This window comes from Pantoea sp. YR525 (genome assembly GCF_900116775.1).
Taxonomy (GTDB): domain Bacteria; phylum Pseudomonadota; class Gammaproteobacteria; order Enterobacterales; family Enterobacteriaceae; genus Pantoea; species Pantoea symbiotica.
On sequence record NZ_FPBU01000004.1, the window covers coordinates 205,808 to 222,713 of the forward strand.

Annotated in this window: 15 protein-coding genes and 6 tRNA genes; 7 read left to right on the forward strand and 14 right to left on the reverse strand. The window is 54.0% G+C overall.

The annotated features are described in order from the left end of the window. The first annotated feature begins 52 nt into the window (after positions 1-52). Together ligA and BM323_RS09830 are read left to right on the forward strand one after the other, a co-directional pair. Positions 53-2,071 (forward strand): NAD-dependent DNA ligase LigA, encoded by a 2,019-nt coding sequence (gene ligA, locus BM323_RS09825; RefSeq protein WP_008107785.1) that lies wholly within the window; start codon positions 53-55, stop codon positions 2,069-2,071. Between the two features lies 1 nt (position 2,072). Then, positions 2,073-2,291, forward strand: a complete 219-nt coding sequence (locus BM323_RS09830) for a DUF3820 family protein (RefSeq protein ID WP_008107783.1) — start codon at positions 2,073-2,075, stop codon at positions 2,289-2,291. 31 nt (positions 2,292-2,322) lie between these two features. Here the strand turns inward: BM323_RS09830 and BM323_RS09835 are convergent, their stop codons facing one another. Continuing rightward, positions 2,323-3,324, reverse strand: coding sequence for a bile acid:sodium symporter family protein (locus tag BM323_RS09835; protein WP_008107781.1), 1,002 nt, complete (start codon positions 3,322-3,324; stop codon positions 2,323-2,325). Between the two features lie 102 nt (positions 3,325-3,426). Here BM323_RS09835 and BM323_RS09840 point away from each other — a divergent pair, with 102 nt between their 5' ends. Then, positions 3,427-4,347, forward strand: coding sequence for a LysR family transcriptional regulator (locus tag BM323_RS09840; RefSeq protein ID WP_008107779.1), 921 nt, complete (start codon positions 3,427-3,429; stop codon positions 4,345-4,347). Here the strand turns inward: BM323_RS09840 and BM323_RS09845 are convergent. The 5 genes from BM323_RS09845 to BM323_RS09865 all read right to left on the reverse strand — a co-directional run bounded on the left by BM323_RS09845 (position 4,344) and on the right by BM323_RS09865 (position 5,233). Beyond that, positions 4,344-4,673 carry a FlxA-like family protein gene (locus tag BM323_RS09845; protein WP_008107778.1) on the reverse strand — a complete coding sequence of 110 codons (330 nt, stop codon included), beginning with the start codon at positions 4,671-4,673 and terminating at the stop codon, positions 4,344-4,346. The genes BM323_RS09840 and BM323_RS09845 overlap by 4 nt on opposite strands. Positions 4,674-4,835: 162 nt before the next feature. Continuing rightward, a tRNA-Lys gene (locus BM323_RS09850) sits at positions 4,836-4,911 on the reverse strand. Positions 4,912-4,915: 4 nt separating this feature from the next. Continuing rightward, a tRNA-Val gene (locus BM323_RS09855) sits at positions 4,916-4,991 on the reverse strand. Between the two features lie 41 nt (positions 4,992-5,032). Next, a tRNA-Val gene (locus BM323_RS09860) sits at positions 5,033-5,108 on the reverse strand. A 49-nt stretch (positions 5,109-5,157) separates the two neighbouring features. Then, a tRNA-Val gene (locus BM323_RS09865) sits at positions 5,158-5,233 on the reverse strand. A gap of 273 nt (positions 5,234-5,506) precedes the next feature. Between BM323_RS09865 and gltX the strand changes: the two genes are divergently transcribed. Next, the gene (gene gltX, locus BM323_RS09870) at positions 5,507-6,928 is read left to right on the forward strand and encodes a glutamate--tRNA ligase (protein ID WP_008102132.1); all 1,422 of its coding nucleotides are present in this window, start codon (positions 5,507-5,509) and stop codon (positions 6,926-6,928) included. A gap of 35 nt (positions 6,929-6,963) precedes the next feature. Here the strand turns inward: gltX and BM323_RS09875 are convergent, their stop codons facing one another. Further along, on the reverse strand, positions 6,964-7,317 hold the full coding sequence (locus BM323_RS09875) for a YfeC-like transcriptional regulator (protein ID WP_008102134.1): 354 nt from the start codon (positions 7,315-7,317) through the stop codon (positions 6,964-6,966). A gap of 111 nt (positions 7,318-7,428) precedes the next feature. Further along, positions 7,429-8,217: a formate/nitrite transporter family protein gene (locus tag BM323_RS09880; RefSeq protein WP_008102137.1), complete on the reverse strand. Its 789-nt coding sequence runs from the start codon at positions 8,215-8,217 to the stop codon at positions 7,429-7,431. 362 nt (positions 8,218-8,579) lie between these two features. Here BM323_RS09880 and BM323_RS09885 point away from each other — a divergent pair. Both BM323_RS09885 and BM323_RS09890 read left to right on the forward strand, forming a co-directional pair. Next, a tRNA-Ala gene (locus tag BM323_RS09885) sits at positions 8,580-8,655 on the forward strand. A gap of 42 nt (positions 8,656-8,697) precedes the next feature. Then, a tRNA-Ala gene (locus BM323_RS09890) sits at positions 8,698-8,773 on the forward strand. Positions 8,774-8,901: 128 nt separating this feature from the next. On the opposite strand, the gene BM323_RS09895 is transcribed toward BM323_RS09890, so the two are convergent. The 4 genes from BM323_RS09895 to BM323_RS09910 all read right to left on the reverse strand — a co-directional run bounded on the left by BM323_RS09895 (position 8,902) and on the right by BM323_RS09910 (position 13,578). Next, on the reverse strand, positions 8,902-10,518 hold the full coding sequence (locus BM323_RS09895; protein WP_091003716.1) for a rhodanese homology domain-containing protein: 1,617 nt from the start codon (positions 10,516-10,518) through the stop codon (positions 8,902-8,904). Then, positions 10,511-11,101, reverse strand: coding sequence for a cysteine dioxygenase family protein (locus tag BM323_RS09900; RefSeq protein ID WP_008101359.1), 591 nt, complete (start codon positions 11,099-11,101; stop codon positions 10,511-10,513). Before BM323_RS09900 ends, BM323_RS09895 begins: the two co-directional genes overlap by 8 nt. A gap of 5 nt (positions 11,102-11,106) precedes the next feature. Beyond that, positions 11,107-12,195, reverse strand: a complete 1,089-nt coding sequence (locus BM323_RS09905) for an LLM class flavin-dependent oxidoreductase (protein WP_008101356.1) — start codon at positions 12,193-12,195, stop codon at positions 11,107-11,109. A 192-nt stretch (positions 12,196-12,387) separates the two neighbouring features. Then, a complete protein-coding gene (locus BM323_RS09910) occupies positions 12,388-13,578 on the reverse strand; it encodes a NupC/NupG family nucleoside CNT transporter (RefSeq protein ID WP_008101354.1) in 1,191 nt (396 codons plus the stop codon). 369 nt (positions 13,579-13,947) lie between these two features. Between BM323_RS09910 and BM323_RS09915 the strand changes: the two genes are divergently transcribed. Next, entirely contained in the window at positions 13,948-15,189 is a 1,242-nt protein-coding gene (locus BM323_RS09915) for an Nramp family divalent metal transporter (RefSeq protein ID WP_008101352.1), read from the forward strand. A gap of 46 nt (positions 15,190-15,235) precedes the next feature. On the opposite strand, the gene BM323_RS09920 is transcribed toward BM323_RS09915, so the two are convergent. Both BM323_RS09920 and mgrA read right to left on the reverse strand, forming a co-directional pair. Beyond that, positions 15,236-15,592, reverse strand: a complete 357-nt coding sequence (locus BM323_RS09920; protein WP_008101350.1) for a DUF2502 domain-containing protein — start codon at positions 15,590-15,592, stop codon at positions 15,236-15,238. A 159-nt stretch (positions 15,593-15,751) separates the two neighbouring features. Then, entirely contained in the window at positions 15,752-16,741 is a 990-nt protein-coding gene (gene mgrA, locus BM323_RS09925; protein ID WP_008101348.1) for an L-glyceraldehyde 3-phosphate reductase, read from the reverse strand. Positions 16,742-16,906: the final 165 nt, after the last annotated feature.

Below are 16,906 nucleotides of genomic sequence, written 5' to 3' on the forward strand. Positions count from 1 at the left end.
CAAAACAAATATAACCCCCGCATGTCGGGGGTTTTTTATCGGATAAGAGACTATGAAATCGGTTCAGGAGCAGATCACCGCGCTGCGCACCACGTTACGTCACCACGAATATCTCTACCACGTGATGGATACGCCGGAGATTCCGGATGCAGAGTATGACCGATTGATGGTTCAGCTGCGCGAGCTGGAAAGCGCTCATCCTGATTTGATTACACCTGATTCCCCGACACAACGCGTGGGCGCGGCACCGCTGGCCGCTTTTGAGCAAGTGCGGCATGAAGTGCCGATGTTGTCGCTGGATAACACTTTTGATGAAGCGGGCTTTCTTGCCTTCAACAAACGCGTACAGGACCGCCTTAAAAGCACTGACGAATTGACTTATTGCTGCGAACTCAAGCTGGATGGCTTAGCGGTGAGTTTGCTGTATGAAGATGGTTTGCTGGTGCGCGCGGCAACGCGTGGAGATGGCACCACCGGCGAGAACATCACGGCGAACGTGCGCACTATTCACGCCATTCCGTTGCGTCTGCATGGCGATAACATTCCCGCTCGCGTTGAAGTACGTGGCGAAGTGTTTATCACCGAAAGCGGCTTTGAAAAGCTGAATGAAGAAGCGCGTCGCACCGGCGCGAAAGTCTTTGCAAACCCACGTAACGCAGCGGCCGGTTCGCTGCGCCAGCTCGATCCGCGCATTACCGCCAAACGTCCGCTGACCTTCTTCTGCTACGGTTTTGGTCTGCTGGAAGGCGGTGAAATGCCCGCCAGCCATTGGCAACGTCTGCAACAGTTTAAGGCGTGGGGATTGCCGGTCACCGATCGTATTCGTCTGGCACACAGCGCCGATGAAGTGCTGGCGTTTTATCGTCAGGTTGAGCAGGAGCGCCCGTCGCTCGGCTTCGACATTGATGGCGTGGTTATCAAGGTCGATTCACAGGCGCTGCAGGAGCAGCTCGGCTTTGTGGCGCGTGCGCCGCGCTGGGCTGTGGCATTTAAATTCCCGGCGCAGGAACAGATGACGTTCGTGCGCGATGTCGAATTCCAGGTAGGCCGCACCGGCGCGATTACGCCAGTTGCGCGTCTGGAGCCGGTTCAGGTTGCGGGCGTTGTGGTGAGCAACGCTACCTTGCATAACGCTGATGAAATCGCCCGATTGGGTTTGCGCATCGGCGACAAAGTGGTGATTCGCCGCGCTGGTGACGTGATTCCGCAAGTGGTCAATGTGGTGGAATCGGAGTGCCCGCAAGAGACGCGTGAAATCGTCTTCCCGAGTCATTGCCCGGTGTGCGGTTCAGACGTTGAACGCGTGGAAGGTGAAGTGGTGACGCGCTGCACCGGCGGCCTGATTTGTGGCGCGCAGCGCAAAGAAGCACTCAAACATTTCGTTTCGCGTCGTGCGATGGATGTCGATGGCATGGGCGACAAAATCATCGATCAGCTGGTAGAGAAAGAGTACGTCTTAACGCCAGCCGATCTGTTCCGTCTTACTGCCGGTAAGCTGACCGGCCTCGATCGCATGGGGCCGAAATCGGCGCAGAACGTGGTTGATGCGCTGGAAAAGGCCAAATCCACCACGCTGGCACGTTTCCTCTATGCGCTGGGTATTCGTGAAGTCGGCGAAGCCACCGCTGCTAACCTTGCCAATCACTTTGGCGAGCTGGAAAAGGTGATGAACGCCGATCTCGATGCGCTAATTGAAGTGCAGGATGTCGGCAAAGTAGTGGCGACGCATGTGCGTAATTTTATGGATGAAGAGAGCAACCGCGTGGTTATTCGCGATCTTACCGAAGAGATTGGCGTGCATTGGCCGAAGGTTGAAGTGGTGAATGTAGAAGAGATTGATAGTCCATTTGCCGGTAAAACCGTGGTACTGACTGGTTCTTTGTCGCAGATGAATCGTGATGATGCCAAAGAACGTTTGGTGGCGCTGGGCGCTAAAGTGAGCGGCAGCGTGTCAAAGAAAACCGATTTGCTGATTGCGGGCGAAGCGGCCGGTTCCAAGCTGGCGAAAGCGCAGGAACTCGGCATTCCGGTGATCGACGAAGCGGAAATGATTCGCCTGCTCGGAGCCTAACGTGGATAAACAGCAGCTAGTTGAAATCGCCAATACCGTGATGCCGTTCGGCAAGTACAAGGGCAGAGTGCTGATTGATGTGCCGGAAGAGTATTTGCTGTGGTTCGCCCGCAAAGATGAATTTCCGGCCGGTAAGTTAGGCGAACTGATGCAGCTGACGCTGACGATTAAGATCGAAGGTCTGGAAGGTTTAATCAAACCGCTCAAGCGCAGTGAATAACCAAACGGCCCGCATTTGCGGGCCGTTTTACTTAGGACTTCTGCGCTTCTACTTGCTGCTGAGCCAGCCGTTTTTCATTCCCGGCTTTATAGCGTTGGGCAATGAAAGAACACACCATTAACTGCACCTGATGGAAGATCATCAGCGGCAATACGATAATCCCCACTGAAGCGGCCGGGAACAGGATGTTAGCCATCGGGACACCGTTCGCCAGACTCTTTTTCGAGCCGCAGAACAGCACGGTGATTTCATCGGCACGGCTAAAGCCAAACAGGCGTGATGCTCCGAGATTAATCGCCAGCGCAACAAACAGAATGAGCAGGCTGCCTGCCAGAATCCATAACAGCGTATCCAAACCGACGCGGTGCCAAATACCATTCACAACCGCTTCACTGAAGGCTGAGTAAACCACCAGCAGAATGGATGTCTGGTCAGTTTTACCAATCAGGCTGCGATTTTTTTCCACCCAACCGCCGATCCAGCGGCGTGACAGATGACCAATTACAAACGGTACCAGCAACTGCAGCATGATTTTGCCAATCTGCTCCAGCCCATTACCCGGCATTTCGCTGTGTACATTCATTACCAGATTCACCAGCAGCGGCGAGATAAATACGCCGAGCAGGCTCGAAGCCGACGCTGCACATACTGCTGCGGCAACATTACCGCCCGCCATCGAGGTAAAGGCGATGGCTGACTGCACGGTAGCTGGCAAAATGCAGAGATAGATAAAGCCGGTATAAATCTCCGGACCGACATTCACCGGATGCCACCACACCAGCAGCAATCCTAAAATTGGGAATACCACAAAGGTGCTGCACATGATCCACAAGTGCAAACGCCAGTGGCTGCTGCCGGCAATGATTTTCTCGCGCGACAGTTTGGCGCCATGCATAAAGAACAGCAGGGCGATGGCGGCGGTGGTCAAATATTCAAAGATGTCGACAAAGACGCCTTTGGCAGGAATAAAGCTGGCCAGCAGCACGGTGATGATGAGTTTAATCATCATCGGATCGAGGCGTAAAAATCCCATTGTTAAAATCCGGTTAAATTTAAAAAATTGATGGTGCTGATTGTGCGCCCGCTGGGTTTAGAAATAAAATTGATTTATTGCATCAATCTATGAGCGATATCGATGAATTACACTTTACGTCAGCTGCGAACCTTTGTGGCGGTGGCGCATCACGGCAGCTTCAGTCTGGCGGGTCAAGCGATTGGTTTGAGTCAGTCGGCGGTAAGCCATAGCATTAAAGAGCTGGAAGCGGAAATGGGCGTACGCTTACTGGATCGCACCACGCGAGAAGTGATGCTGACCGAAGCGGGGCAGCAGCTGGCCACGCGGCTTAATCGTTTATTGGAAGATCTCAATACCACGGTGTTGGATGTGCGCAGCTATGGTGAACAGCGCAGCGGCACGGTGCGTGTTGCCGCCAGTCAAACGCCTTCTGCCCACCTGATGCCGCAGTGTCTGGCCAGCAGCCAGCAGCGCTATCCCGATATCCGCGTCATCCTGCATGACCGCGTGCAGCAATGGGTGCTGCAAAGCGTACGCAATGCGGAGGTTGATTTTGGTATTGTGATTGGCCCGCTCAACGACACCGATTTCGATAGCGAAGAGATTCTCCAGGAGCCTTTTTTGCTGCTGTGTCATGAAGATGACGAGCTGGCGCAAATTGCACAGGCGCAGTGGTCGATGCTGGCCGGACGCAATATGGTATTACAGGATTATGCTTCTGGCAGTCGCGTATTGGTCGATGCCGCGCTGCAACAGCTGGCGTTAAATGTGAATGTGGTGCAGGAAATCGGCCATCCCGCCACGCTTTATCCAATGGTGGAAGCGGGGATTGGCATCAGCATTCTGCCCGCGCTGGCCTTGCCGTTGCCGTCAGGACGCAAACTCACGGTGCGACGTCTCTATCCGGAAATTAATCGCAGCCTGATGCTGATAAAGCGCAAAAACCGCTCGCTGACACCCGCCGCAGAAGCGATCTGGCAGGAAGTGCGTCAGCAGGCGGCCCTGCTGACGCAACAACGCATGCTGAAGCCGGCGTTTTAAACGTACACGTTGATCTGATTGCTATCAGTTGGACGGTTAATTCCATCGGCTTTGTTCGCCGCTGGTTGCTGAGCTTCCTGTTTCTGCTGCGCTTTCTCGGCTTGCTGCTGCTCAATCTGCGCGATTTGCGCTTCAATCATTTGAATCTGTGATTGCAGCATCTGCTCCTGTTCCGATTTTTGTTCATCGGTGAGCGTATCGTCGCTGGAAAGATCTTTCAGCTGCTTGGTGATGGATTGAATTTGTTTGTTGAGGCTGGCGATTTCTGAGGTCGATCCGCCGCCACTACTTGCGGTGCTGACACTACTAACGCTGGATATAGACATGGTTTTCTCCTTGCAATAGACCATAATCGTTATCGGTCAGAGCAGCGGGAGGCTTGAGGGCAGGGAGTGTTAAGCTTGCGAAAAGGTTTTGTTGGGATTTGGTACGCTAACGTGCCAGCGGTAGAAACGAAAAAAGCGCCTAAAAGGCGCTTTTCTCTGAATTGGTGGGTCGTGCAGGATTCGAACCTGCGACCAATTGATTAAAAGTCAACTGCTCTACCAACTGAGCTAACGACCCGAAGTGGTGGGTGATGACGGGCTCGAACCGCCGACCCCCTCCTTGTAAGGGAGATGCTCTACCAACTGAGCTAATCACCCACTTCGTACTGCTTTAACAAGAGCGTCATCTGACTAAGATATGGTGGGTGATGACGGGCTCGAACCGCCGACCCCCTCCTTGTAAGGGAGATGCTCTACCAACTGAGCTAATCACCCATATCTTATCTCTTGTTCACTGCGGGCCACCTTTAAAGCTTCTAAAGAGTGGTGGGTGATGACGGGCTCGAACCGCCGACCCCCTCCTTGTAAGGGAGATGCTCTACCAACTGAGCTAATCACCCCCGCTGTGTGGAGTCGCATTATAGGGATCCTTCAAAGTGAGTCAACGGTTTTTAAAACTTAAATGTGCGTTCGCTTTAAAAATAATCATCGTGGGGCGCTTTTCGCCAATGTGCTGGTTTTATTAGCAGAAAAGCGCACAGCAAACCGGGATGCCACCGCGACAATCATTGAGGAATCAGCCTCACCTGCTAGAATGTGCGCACTGTTTTTTCGCGTTAACCCGTTTTTTTGTCATCCAGACAATGAAACCTGCGCATTTAAGGCAATGCTGAATGAAAATCAAAACTCGCTTCGCACCCAGCCCAACCGGCTATCTGCACGTAGGCGGTGCTCGTACTGCTCTTTACTCCTGGCTTTATGCTCGCCATAACAAGGGCGAATTTGTTCTGCGTATCGAAGATACCGATCTGGAGCGTTCTACACCGGAAGCCATTGAAGCCATCATGGATGGTATGAACTGGCTGAGCCTTAACTGGGATGAAGGTCCGTATTATCAGACCAAGCGTTTTGATCGCTACAACGCGGTGATCGACGACATGCTGGAAGCGGGCACGGCCTATAAATGCTACTGCAGTAAAGAACGTCTCGATGCGCTGCGTGAAGAGCAGATGGAAAAGGGCGAAAAGCCGCGTTACGACGGCCGCTGCCGCGACAGCCATGAACATCACGCCGCTGATGAGCCGTGCGTGGTGCGCTTCCGTAACCCGCAGGATGGTTCTGTCATCTTTGACGATCAGATTCGTGGCCCGATTGAATTCAGCAACCAGGAACTGGATGACCTGATCATTCGTCGTACCGACGGTTCGCCAACCTACAACTTCTGTGTGGTGGTGGATGACTGGGATATGGGCATCACTCACGTGATTCGTGGTGAAGACCATATCAACAACACGCCACGCCAGATCAACATCCTGAAAGCGATCGGTGCAGAAGTGCCAACCTACGCGCACGTCTCGATGATCCTTGGCGATGACAGTAAGAAGCTGTCTAAGCGTCATGGCGCGGTCGGCGTGATGCAATATCGCGATGATGGATATCTGCCGGAAGCACTGCTCAACTATCTGGTGCGTCTCGGCTGGTCACATGGCGATCAGGAGATTTTCAGCGTGCCGGAAATGGCAGAGCTGTTCACTCTGGATGCGGTGAGCAAATCAGCCAGTGCTTTCAACACTGAAAAACTGCAGTGGCTGAACCATCACTACATTAATACGCTGCCGCCGGAATACGTTGCTACGCAGCTGCAATGGCACATTGAGCAGCAGAAGATTGATACCCGCACCGGTCCAGAACTGGCCAAGCTGGTTACCTTGCTGGGCGAGCGTTGCAAAACTCTGGTAGAGATCGCGGCATCTTGCCGTTACTTCTATGAAGAGTTTGAAGCCTTTGATGCTGACGCGGCGAAGAAGCATCTGCGTCCGGTCGCGCGTCAGCCGCTGGAAGTGGTGCGTGACAAACTGGCCGCGATCAGCGACAGCAACTGGAACGCTGAGAATGTGCATCATGCAATTCAGTCTGCGGCAGATGAGCTGGAGCTGGGCATGGGTAAAGTCGGTATGCCATTGCGTGTGGCGGTGACCGGTTCAGGCCAGTCACCGGCGCTGGATGTGACGGTGGAAGCGATTGGTCGCAGCCGCAGCGTTGCGCGTATTGAGAAAGCGCTGGGCTTCATCGCTGAGCGTGAAGCCAACGCATAATATGAAAAAGCCGGAAGCATCTGCTTCCGGCTTATTTATTCTTCCTGAATCCCCAGACGCTCCAGTACGCCTCGAATTCCCTCCCGCAATAACAACGCCGCAAATTGCTCTTGCTCCGCTGCCGTCATTTGCTGGACAGAATTTATTAATAACGCAGGTAACGTATTTTGTTGTGCACCGTAATTAGCCGCCGGTTCGTTCGCGTGGCGGGTGGACTGAACAAAGCTCTTTACACGCTCATCAATATGGATCAATCGCGCTTTACCGCCCTGAACACCGGGCTTTGGCGTGGTTGTCCAGTTTTCACGTTTAATCCATTTATTCACCGTTTGCCGACTGTAGCCCGTTTCCAGCGCGAGCTCCTCGGGGGTAAGCCATTCCTTTTTCACGATGCAGTCCCTGTTAAATACATTAGTTCTACATATTACAACAAAACGTAACGGGGAAAAGTAACCTGGGCAGAAAATGCCTTCTGCTCTCCAACAAAAGGCAAAATTCGGTTATTGCGCTTCGCTCACTGCGGGTTGTTCAGGACGGAAAGCGATGAAATAGGTGAGGCCAACAAAAATTGCACCACCCACGCCGTTACCAAGGAACACCGCAATTACGTTTGGCGCAAACTCCGCCCAGCTCATCTGGCCGGCAAAAATCGCTGCCGGAACAATAAACATGTTCGCGACAACGTGCTGGAAGCCAATCGCCACGAACGCCATCACTGGGAACCACATACCGAAGATTTTACCCACCACATCTTTACTGGCGAAGGCGAGCCACACCGCCAGACACACTAGCCAGTTGCAGCCTACGCCGGAAATAAAGGCGTGCAGGAAATCGGCATTCACTTTCGCGTGCGCAATCGCCACGGTTTTCTTCAGGTAATCGCCCTCTGTCATGCCTAGCATATGACCAAAAAACCATGCTACTGCAACGCTGCCAATAAAATTGGCGACGGTAACCCAAAACCAGTTACGCAGTACGCTGAAGCCACTGATGCGACGTGCGAACCAGGCGATTGGCATCGTCATCATATTGCCGGTCAGCAGCTCACCGCCCGCCAGCACCGTCATGATCAAACCAACCGGGAACACCGCAGCGCCGAGCAGCACGCCGAATGAGCCCCATTCAGCAGGCAGTTGGTTAATCACATGCAGATCGAGCAGGAAGCCGGTGGCGATAAACGCACCGGCCATGAAGCCAAGAATTAACAAGGTGGAGATAGGAAGGCGGCTTTTAGCCACGCCAGCTTGAATCGCCAGTTGAGCGATCTCTTTAGGTGTATGCAGCGACATAATTCACTTTTCTTATATGGATTAATGGGGACGTTGCTGGCCGGTCATTGAGAGAACACCCTGGCAGGATGACCGGTTAATTAGCGCGCTAAGTTTTACACGCACTTTTAACGAAAACAAGACTGCTCCTAACATCTTTAACCTTAAATTAACGCTGGGTTGAGGTTGGGTTTGGCGAGCATTGTTGGATAGCGCATATAAATAGAGGCGATTTGGGATGAAGTGTAGAAAAAAAAGCCATGCTGACGCGGGGTTGACGCCTTTTTCAGCGATCAAACACAGAACGAGAATTTGACGTTGACACTCAAGAGGCGGTTTCATATTATCCCGTCCGTCGAGTTTACTCGGCAGTTTTTCGGTTCGGGGGTATAGCTCAGCTGGGAGAGCGCTTGCATGGCATGCAAGAGGTCAGCGGTTCGATCCCGCTTATCTCCACCAAACCGCTCCCAACGGTTTGACCGAAAAATGATTTCCAGATGTGGGGGTATAGCTCAGCTGGGAGAGCGCTTGCATGGCATGCAAGAGGTCAGCGGTTCGATCCCGCTTATCTCCACCAAATCTCTGTTCGTTCTGAACACATTCAAAAAAAATTACCTTCTAAACGCAACGCAATAAATTGCGATTTTGTCGTTTGTAGGGTCGCCATTTATGGCGACCACATTACTGCATAACGCGGAATTATTGTCAGGCCGTAACAGCTTGCGGCTGCAATTGCAGCACACGGAAACCGTGCGTGCCATCGCGATCCAGCTGCGCCACTAAACCGTATTCCCAGTCTAGATACGCCTGCATCACGCCCGCCTCAATATCAGTGCCTTCATACGGGCGACGATAGCGATCGATGGCCGGTGACAGCAGATGCTGTTCTCCTTGCTCCGTCGGCAAACCCGCACCACGCCAGGCAGCGTTACCGCCTTCCAGCACAAACACCGGTTTACCGGTCAGCTCAGCTACCTGTTCCACCGCATAGCCCGCCAGCAGGCTGCTGCCACAGGTTAATACATAGCGACGCGCCTCCGGCAACAACGTTTTGCCTTGCTGTTGCAGAGTAGAGCGCAGCAACCAGGCCGCGCCCGGAATATGGCTGTTGAGATGGTTTGCGCGCGTGGTGAAATCCAGCACCTGCGTTTGCCCTTCCTGCAGCCATTCCGCTAACTGCTGCGGTGAGATGAATTCGGGTTGAGCGACGGGCGGCACCTGCGCTTTCCAGTTTCCGCTTTCACTGAAATCACTGGCCTGCAGCTCCTCCAGCACCGAAACCTGCCAGCCAAGCTGCGCCAGCCAGGATGCGGTCATATTGGCGCGCACGCCGTCATCATCAATCAGCACGATGCGTGCCCCGCGTACGCTGGCGTAATGATCGGTCTCCTGCACTAATTGTCCCCCCGGCACGTGACGGCTGCCCGGCAGATGCCCGGCGGCGTACTCGTCGGCATCACGCACATCAAACAGATAAGTGGTGCGCGTCTCCTGCTGCCAACGCTTCAGCGTGGCGAGCGGAATACGTTCCACACCCGCGCGATCGGCAATGATACGCGCACTGTTCGCCGCCTGACGCTGAGCGGTTTCACTGGTCTCGCCATAACGACGTGACTGGCCTTGATCCAGCGCATGTCCGGCCAGCGTCCAGCCGATGGTGCCATTGCGCAGCGCAAACACCGGATTGCGAATCCCGGCATTCACCAGCGATTGCGTGCCAATGATGCTGCGTGTGCGACCGGCGCAGTTGACAATCACCGTGGTCTCCGGCGATGGCGCGATATCACGCACACGCAGCACCAACTCACCGCCCGGCACGCTGGTAGCGCCTGGAATACTCATGGTTTGATATTCATCGAAACGGCGTGCATCCAGCACCACCACGTTAGCATCGCTGTTAATCAGCTGATGCACTTCGTCCGCTGACAAAGAGGGCGTGTGATTATGATGCTCAACCAGCTCGCCAAACGCTTTGCTGGGTGAATTCACGTCGATAAACAGTTCGCCGCCCGCCGCTTGCCAGCCGGCCAAATCATCCGCCAGCAGCGCAACATTGCTGTATCCCAGTGCGGCAATGCGCTCGGCAGCGGTTTGCGCCAGGCCTTCGCCACCGTCATACAGCGTAATCGCGGTGGTGTGTTGCGGAATGCGGTCCAGCAGCTCAAGCTCCAGCTTTGACAGCGGAATATTCACCGCAAACAGCGGATGCGCAGTGGCAAACAGCGCTTCATCGCGCACATCGACAATCGCCACTTCCTGCTGCTGACGTAGCGCATCAATAAGTTCCGCCGCCTGGCGTAAAGGGAAAACCGGTTTAGTCATGTGAAAGGTCCCAAATGTTAGGTAAGTAGCGGTTGCTGTAACCGGAGATAAACGTTTTTTCGATGCCGTCTTCGCGGTAGACCGCGCGTTTGACCGCGCCAATGTTGGCACCATAAACGTGAATGCTGATGGAGACGCGATCGTCATAGGCGTTGCTGACGCGATGAATATCGCCGACCGTTGGCGATACCGCTTCAACGCTGCCTGGATCGAGTCGAACGGGCGCGCCTTCCGGCTGCAATCCGTTCGGCCCCGGCTGCCAGGATTGTGAAATTTCCGCGCCGCGCAGCATGCCAATCAATCCCCATACGCGATGGTCGTGAATCGGCGTTTGCTGGCCCGGCCCCCAGACGAAACTCACCACCGAGAAGCGCTGCTGCGCATCGGCATACAACAAATATTGTTGATAGTGTTCGGGATGAGGTTGGCTAAAGGCGTCGTCCAGCCAATCGTCGTGGCGAATCAGCTCGCCAAGCCACTCGCTGCCACGCTGTAACACCGTGGCTTCCTCGGGCTTTGTATCCAGCAAATTAGCCAGATTTGCGACGAAATCGCGCAGGCGTTGGTGCTGATAATGGCTCATCAGATTCAGGCGCTCCTTTTATCTGCGGCGGAGAGCGCATCGACTTTCTCGCGCGTCAGCGGAATCAGCTCACGGCCATATTCCACCGCATCGTTAAGCGGGTCGAAGCCGCGAATCAGCACGCTATGGATGCCAAGGCGATAATATTCCAGCAGCGCATCGGAGACTTGTTCCGGCGTTCCCACCAGCGCGGTGGAGTTGTAGCCGCCCTGAACCAGTTTTGCGACGCCGGTCCACAGCACTTTATCCAGACGATCGCCTTCATTGGCGGCGGCGAGTAAACGCTGTGCGCCAACGCTCTGCGGTTTCGCCTTGCCAAAGGCAAAGCCAGTTTCGTTGAGCTGTTTCTCTGCCGTGGCGCGGATGTGTTCCGCGCGTTCCCAGGCTTCTTTTTCAGTTTTGCCAAGAATCGGGCGGAACGAGATGTTGAAGTTGATTTCTCGCCCCTGTCTGGCGGCAGCGGCGCGTACGTTGCGTACCGTCTCCTCCGCACCTTTCAGCGGTTCTCCCCACAGCGCAAACACATCGGCATGCCGTGCTGCGACATCAATTGCTTCCTGCGACGATCCGCCAAAATAGACCGGCAGTTTTTTCTGCAACGGTTTGATGGCCGAAAACGCCTGCTCGACCTGATAAAATTTACCTTGATGATCGTACGGCTGAACGGATTCGAGGCTCTGCTTCAGCACCGTAAGAAACTCATCGCTGCGCGCATAGCGCTCGGCTTTATTGAGGAAGTCACCGTCGCGGCGCTGCTCGGCATCGCTGCCGCCGCTGATAATGTGCACCGCCAAACGGCCGTCGGTTAAGTGATCCAGCGAAGCCAGTTTGCGTGCCGCCAGGGTTGGCGACACAAAGCCGGGGCGATGCGCCAGCAAAAATTTCAGCGTTGAGGTGTGCGCCGCCGCGTGCGCGGTGACCAGAAAGCCATCCGGCTGATCCGACCAATAGCCCACCAGAATGCGATCAAAACCGGCGTCTTCGTGCGCCCGCGCAAAACGCGCAATGTACTCTTTATCGAACAGCGGGCCGCTAGCCGGGATAATCTCGGAGGCGAGGCGGTGGCCAATCATGCCAAGGAATTGAATGCTCATGCGGTTCTCCTGAAGTGACGTCATGGAGAAAAACTACGGGCGCAGGCGGTGTGAACGGAAATTCAATATTGTGCAAAGGTTTTGCGTTTCACGGTGAAGCGGGTGATGGCGGGGGAAAAGCCGGGGCGAGGCGGGATAGAACCGATTGAAATAAATAAGAAGAGAAGGGCGAGCCGCAGCTCGCCCCTTTGATCAGAAGGCCAACACCAGGCCAGCGATAGCGGCTGATAGCACGCTCACCAGCGTTGAACCGTACAGCAGTTTCAGGCCGAAGCGTGAAACCACGTTACCTTGCTCTTCGTGCAGACCTTTAATCGCACCCGCCACAATCCCGATAGAGGAGAAGTTAGCAAAGGAGACGAGGAACACAGAGAGAATGCCTTCCGAATGAGGTGACAGCTGACCGGCGATTTTCTGCAGATCCATCATCGCCACGAATTCGTTGGAAACCAGTTTGGTTGCCATGATGCTGCCCACTTGCAGCGCTTCGTGTGAAGGAACGCCCATCACCCACGCAAATGGATAGAACACATAACCCAGCACGCCCTGGAAGCTGATGCCGAAAATCAGATCGAACAGCGCGTTCAGACCGGTGATTAAGGCGATAAAACCAATCAGCATCGCAGCGACAATCATCGCCACTTTAAAACCGGCGAGGATGTATTCGCCCAGCATCTCGAAGAAGCTCTGGCCTTTGTGCAAGTCCTGCAATTGCAGATCTTCTTCGCTATCAACGCGGTACGGGTTAATCAGCGACAGCACGATAAAGGTGCTGAACATGTTCAGTACCAGCGCGGCCACCACATATTTTGGCTGCAGCATGGTCATGTAGGCGCCGACAATCGACATGGAAACCGTCGACATGGCGGTCGCTGCCATGGTGTACATGCGACGCTGTGACATTTTGCCGAGGATATCTTTATAGGCGATAAAGTTTTCTGACTGTCCCAAAATCAGAGAGCTTACGGCGTTGAAAGATTCCAGTTTTCCCATACCGTTTACTTTTGACAGTACGGTACCAATACCGCGAATCACCCAAGGTAAGATGCGGAAGTGCTGCAAAATACCAATCAACGCAGAGATGAAGATGATTGGGCAAAGCACGTTGAGGAAGAAGAAGGCGAGACCTTTTTCACTCATATTGCCAAACACGAAGTTGGTGCCTTCGGCGGCATATTTGAGCAGATGATCAAAGAAGCCAGCGAAGCCCTGCACGAAGCCGAGACCGATGGAGGAGTTCAGGAAGAACCACGCCAACAACAATTCGATGACCAGAAGCTGTACGATAAAACGAAGACGGATGCTTTTACGATCGTTGCTGACCAGCAAGGCCAGCACCGCTACCACCACTAGTGCTAAAATAAAATGCAAAACATGGGACATGTCGGCTCCAAATTTGAGGAGGGTTGTATTTTGTTGCGTATTCTATGTAACGCGTTACTTAAAAACGAGATCAAAACCACATTATAAGTATTCGCTATCGCGATTTTTCTCAGATAAGTCTGACCGCTCACAACCCCATTACAAATCCATCACAAGAAATATCCACAAAAACATTGTCTATAAAATGACCCAAGCGTAGAGTCATTTGCGTTGCACGTATTTTTGGCAAGAACTGGCTTTACCACAATGTATAGCAATGGCTATACTTCATAGCACCATCTATTAATACAATAACTATAACCAAATTTCATCTGCCTTGAATGACCCTTAATCTGGTCGGGTCAACAAGCGTTAAGACAGGGTAAAACTATGCTAGAAAGCCGCACCGCTGAGCGCGCCGCTCGCGGAGCCAGAAAGATCAAACTCGCGTTGCTGGGCCCCGCTTTTATCGCGGCGATTGGCTATATCGATCCCGGCAACTTCGCGACCAACATTCAGGCCGGCGCCGCCTACGGCTATAAGCTGCTGTGGGTGGTGGTGTGGGCCAACGTCATGGCGATGCTGATCCAGCTGATGTCCGCCAAGCTCGGCATTGCCACCGGCAAAAATCTTGCAGAACACATCCGCGATCGCTTTCCGCGTCCGGCGGTGTGGTTCTATTGGGTGCAGGCGGAAATCATCGCCATGGCCACCGATCTTGCTGAATTTATTGGCGCAGCGCTCGGCTTCAAGCTGTTACTCGGCATTTCGCTGCTGCAGGGCGCGGTGTTAACCGGTATCGCAACTTACCTGATTCTGATGCTGCAAAGTCGCGGCCAGAAGCCACTGGAATTGGTGATTGGCGGCCTGCTGCTGTTCGTAGCGGCGGCGTATATTGTGGAGCTGTTTTTCTCCCAGCCAAAAGTGAGTGAGCTGGTGGTCGGTATGGCGCTGCCATCGCTGCCGACGTCAGATGCGGTCTTCCTCGCCGCAGGCGTGCTAGGCGCCACCATTATGCCGCACGTGATTTATCTGCACTCGGCGCTGACGCAGCACGGTAATAAAGGCAGTAAGGCGCAACGCTACAGCTCAACCAAGCTGGATGTGGCGATTGCCATGACCATCGCTGGCTTTGTAAATCTGGCGATGATGGCAACCGCCGCCGCAGCGTTCCACTTCAGCGGTCACTCCAGCATCGTCGATCTCGATCAGGCTTACTTAACGCTGCAACCGCTGTTGGGCGAAGCGGCGGCAATTGTATTTGGTTTGAGCCTGGTGGCCGCCGGTCTCTCATCTACCGTGGTTGGCACGCTAGCGGGACAAGTGGTGATGCAGGGCTTTATTCGTTTCCACATTCCGCTGTGGTTCCGCCGCACTATTACCATGTTGCCCTCGTTTATTGTCATCTGGGCGGGCTGGGATCCCACGCGCATTCTGGTGATGAGCCAGGTGCTGCTGAGTTTCGGTATCGCGCTGGCGCTGATTCCGCTGCTGTCATTTACCGGCAATCGTGAATTGATGGGTGATGAGATGGTGAACTCGCGCCTGATGCAGAATGCCGGTCGGTTGATTGTGGTGCTGGTCATCGCCCTCAATCTCTACTTACTGGTCGGCGAAGCGCTCGGTTGGTAACAGCTTTAGAAAAGAAAAATCCCGCTCATCAGCGGGATTTTTTTGTTTAGTGATGATGGTGATCGCGGTGATCACGACGATCATCATGGCGATGATCGTGACGCCAATGGTCACGACGTTCACGTTCATGCCAGCGACGTTCGCGCTCACGTTCATAGGCGCGATGACGTTTCCACTCTTCATGACGCCACCAGCGATGGTCATCGTAACGATAACGATCGTTCCACCAGCGCGGTTCACGCCAGCGACCGCCGTCCCAGTAATTACCGTGACGATCGCGATCGCCGAGATGCAGCGTAACGCCCGGACCCAAATTGATGGTGGCGCTGTCGGCTTGTGCTGTGCTGATAGCCAACGGGGATAAAGTTGCCAGCAAGGCGGCAAACAAAATGGCACGTTTCATAACTTCTCCTTTTCAGTAGCTTATCACTGCCACCGTTGCGCTAGTTTGCCACATCGGACCAGGTAAGCCTTGAGAATCAGTCTGAAAACGCTGAGGGAAATCTGAAATGAGAATTTTCTGCTGCGGAAAACGCCCGACAAATGCCGGGCGGGTAAACGTTTACACTAAGATATTGTGGATGGCGTCAATCTCGTCCTGACTCAGCACCGGCTGGCTCAACATCTCAACCGCATCATCAATTTGCGCAGTTTTGCTGGCGCCAATCAGCACCGAGGTGACACGCGCATCACGTAGCACCCAGCTCAGCGCCATCTGCGCCAGCTTCTGGCCACGCTGTTGGGCAATCGCCTGCAGCTGACGCACTTTTTCCATCTTCTCTTGCGTCAACTGGTTCTCATTCAGGAACTTACTGCCGCTGGCGATGCGCGAATCTTGCGGAATGCCCTGCAAATAGCGGTCGGTTAACACGCCACCCGCCAGCGGCGAGAAGGCAATGCAACCAACGCCGTTGTCGCCCAGTACATCCAGCAAACCCTGCTCTGGCGTACGTTCAAACATCGAATAACGCGGCTGGTGGATTAGGCATGGCGTGCCGAGATCGCGCAGAATCGCAATCGCTTCGGCGGCCTTGTCTGCCGGATAGTTAGAGATGGCGGCATACAGCGCTTTGCCCTGACGCACCACCTGATCCAGCGCGCGCATGGTCTCTTCCAGCGGCGTTTCAGGATCGGGACGATGGTGATAGAAGATATCAACGTACTCTAATCCCATGCGCTTCAGGCTTTGATCGAGGCTGGAAATCAGATACTTGCGTGAACCCCAATCGCCGTACGGACCGTCCCACATGGTGTAACCGGCTTTGGTTGAGATCACCAGCTCATCGCGCAGTCCCTGAAAATCCTCGCGCAGAATGCGACCAAAGTTAGATTCAGCCGATCCCGGCGGCGGACCATAATTATTGGCGAGATCGAAATGGGTGATGCCGCGATCAAAGGCGTGGCGCAGCAGTTCACGGCTGTTATCGACGCGCGTACTGTCGCCAAAGTTATGCCACAAACCCAGGGAAATTGCCGGTAACTTCAGGCCGCTACGGCCACTGCGACGGTATTGCATCTGTTGATAACGTTCGGGATGGGGAAAAGCACTCATGCAGCGTTCCTGTCTCAATAGGGGAGAAAGTGACATCAGCATAGCAGTGTATGCGTTTACACTAAGGCGAAACGCGCCGAAGATCGCAACTTACAGAATTATCTGTCGTCGTAACGAATGCTTGCCACAAATCAGCACCACACGATGGTGAATATCTCGCCAATT

Excerpts from the sequence above, each read along its gene's own strand:
- BM323_RS09905 (WP_008101356.1), bottom strand. The coding sequence starts at position 12,195 with ATGAGCATTCAATTCCTTGGCATGATTGGCCACCGCCTCGCCTCCGAG.
- BM323_RS09900 (WP_008101359.1), bottom strand. The coding sequence starts at position 11,101 with ATGAGCCATTATCAGCACCAACGCCTGCGCGATTTCGTCGCAAATCTG.
- gltX (WP_008102132.1), top strand. The coding sequence starts at position 5,507 with ATGAAAATCAAAACTCGCTTCGCACCCAGCCCAACCGGCTATCTGCAC.
- BM323_RS09910 (WP_008101354.1), bottom strand. The coding sequence starts at position 13,578 with ATGTCCCATGTTTTGCATTTTATTTTAGCACTAGTGGTGGTAGCGGTG.
- BM323_RS09835 (WP_008107781.1), bottom strand. The coding sequence starts at position 3,324 with ATGGGATTTTTACGCCTCGATCCGATGATGATTAAACTCATCATCACC.
- BM323_RS09920 (WP_008101350.1), bottom strand. The coding sequence starts at position 15,592 with ATGAAACGTGCCATTTTGTTTGCCGCCTTGCTGGCAACTTTATCCCCG.
- BM323_RS09845 (WP_008107778.1), bottom strand. The coding sequence starts at position 4,673 with ATGTCTATATCCAGCGTTAGTAGTGTCAGCACCGCAAGTAGTGGCGGC.
- BM323_RS09880 (WP_008102137.1), bottom strand. The coding sequence starts at position 8,217 with ATGTCGCTGCATACACCTAAAGAGATCGCTCAACTGGCGATTCAAGCT.
- BM323_RS09915 (WP_008101352.1), top strand. The coding sequence starts at position 13,948 with ATGCTAGAAAGCCGCACCGCTGAGCGCGCCGCTCGCGGAGCCAGAAAG.
- BM323_RS09895 (WP_091003716.1), bottom strand. The coding sequence starts at position 10,518 with ATGACTAAACCGGTTTTCCCTTTACGCCAGGCGGCGGAACTTATTGAT.
- BM323_RS09840 (WP_008107779.1), top strand. The coding sequence starts at position 3,427 with ATGAATTACACTTTACGTCAGCTGCGAACCTTTGTGGCGGTGGCGCAT.
- ligA (WP_008107785.1), top strand. The coding sequence starts at position 53 with ATGAAATCGGTTCAGGAGCAGATCACCGCGCTGCGCACCACGTTACGT.
- mgrA (WP_008101348.1), bottom strand. The coding sequence starts at position 16,741 with ATGAGTGCTTTTCCCCATCCCGAACGTTATCAACAGATGCAATACCGT.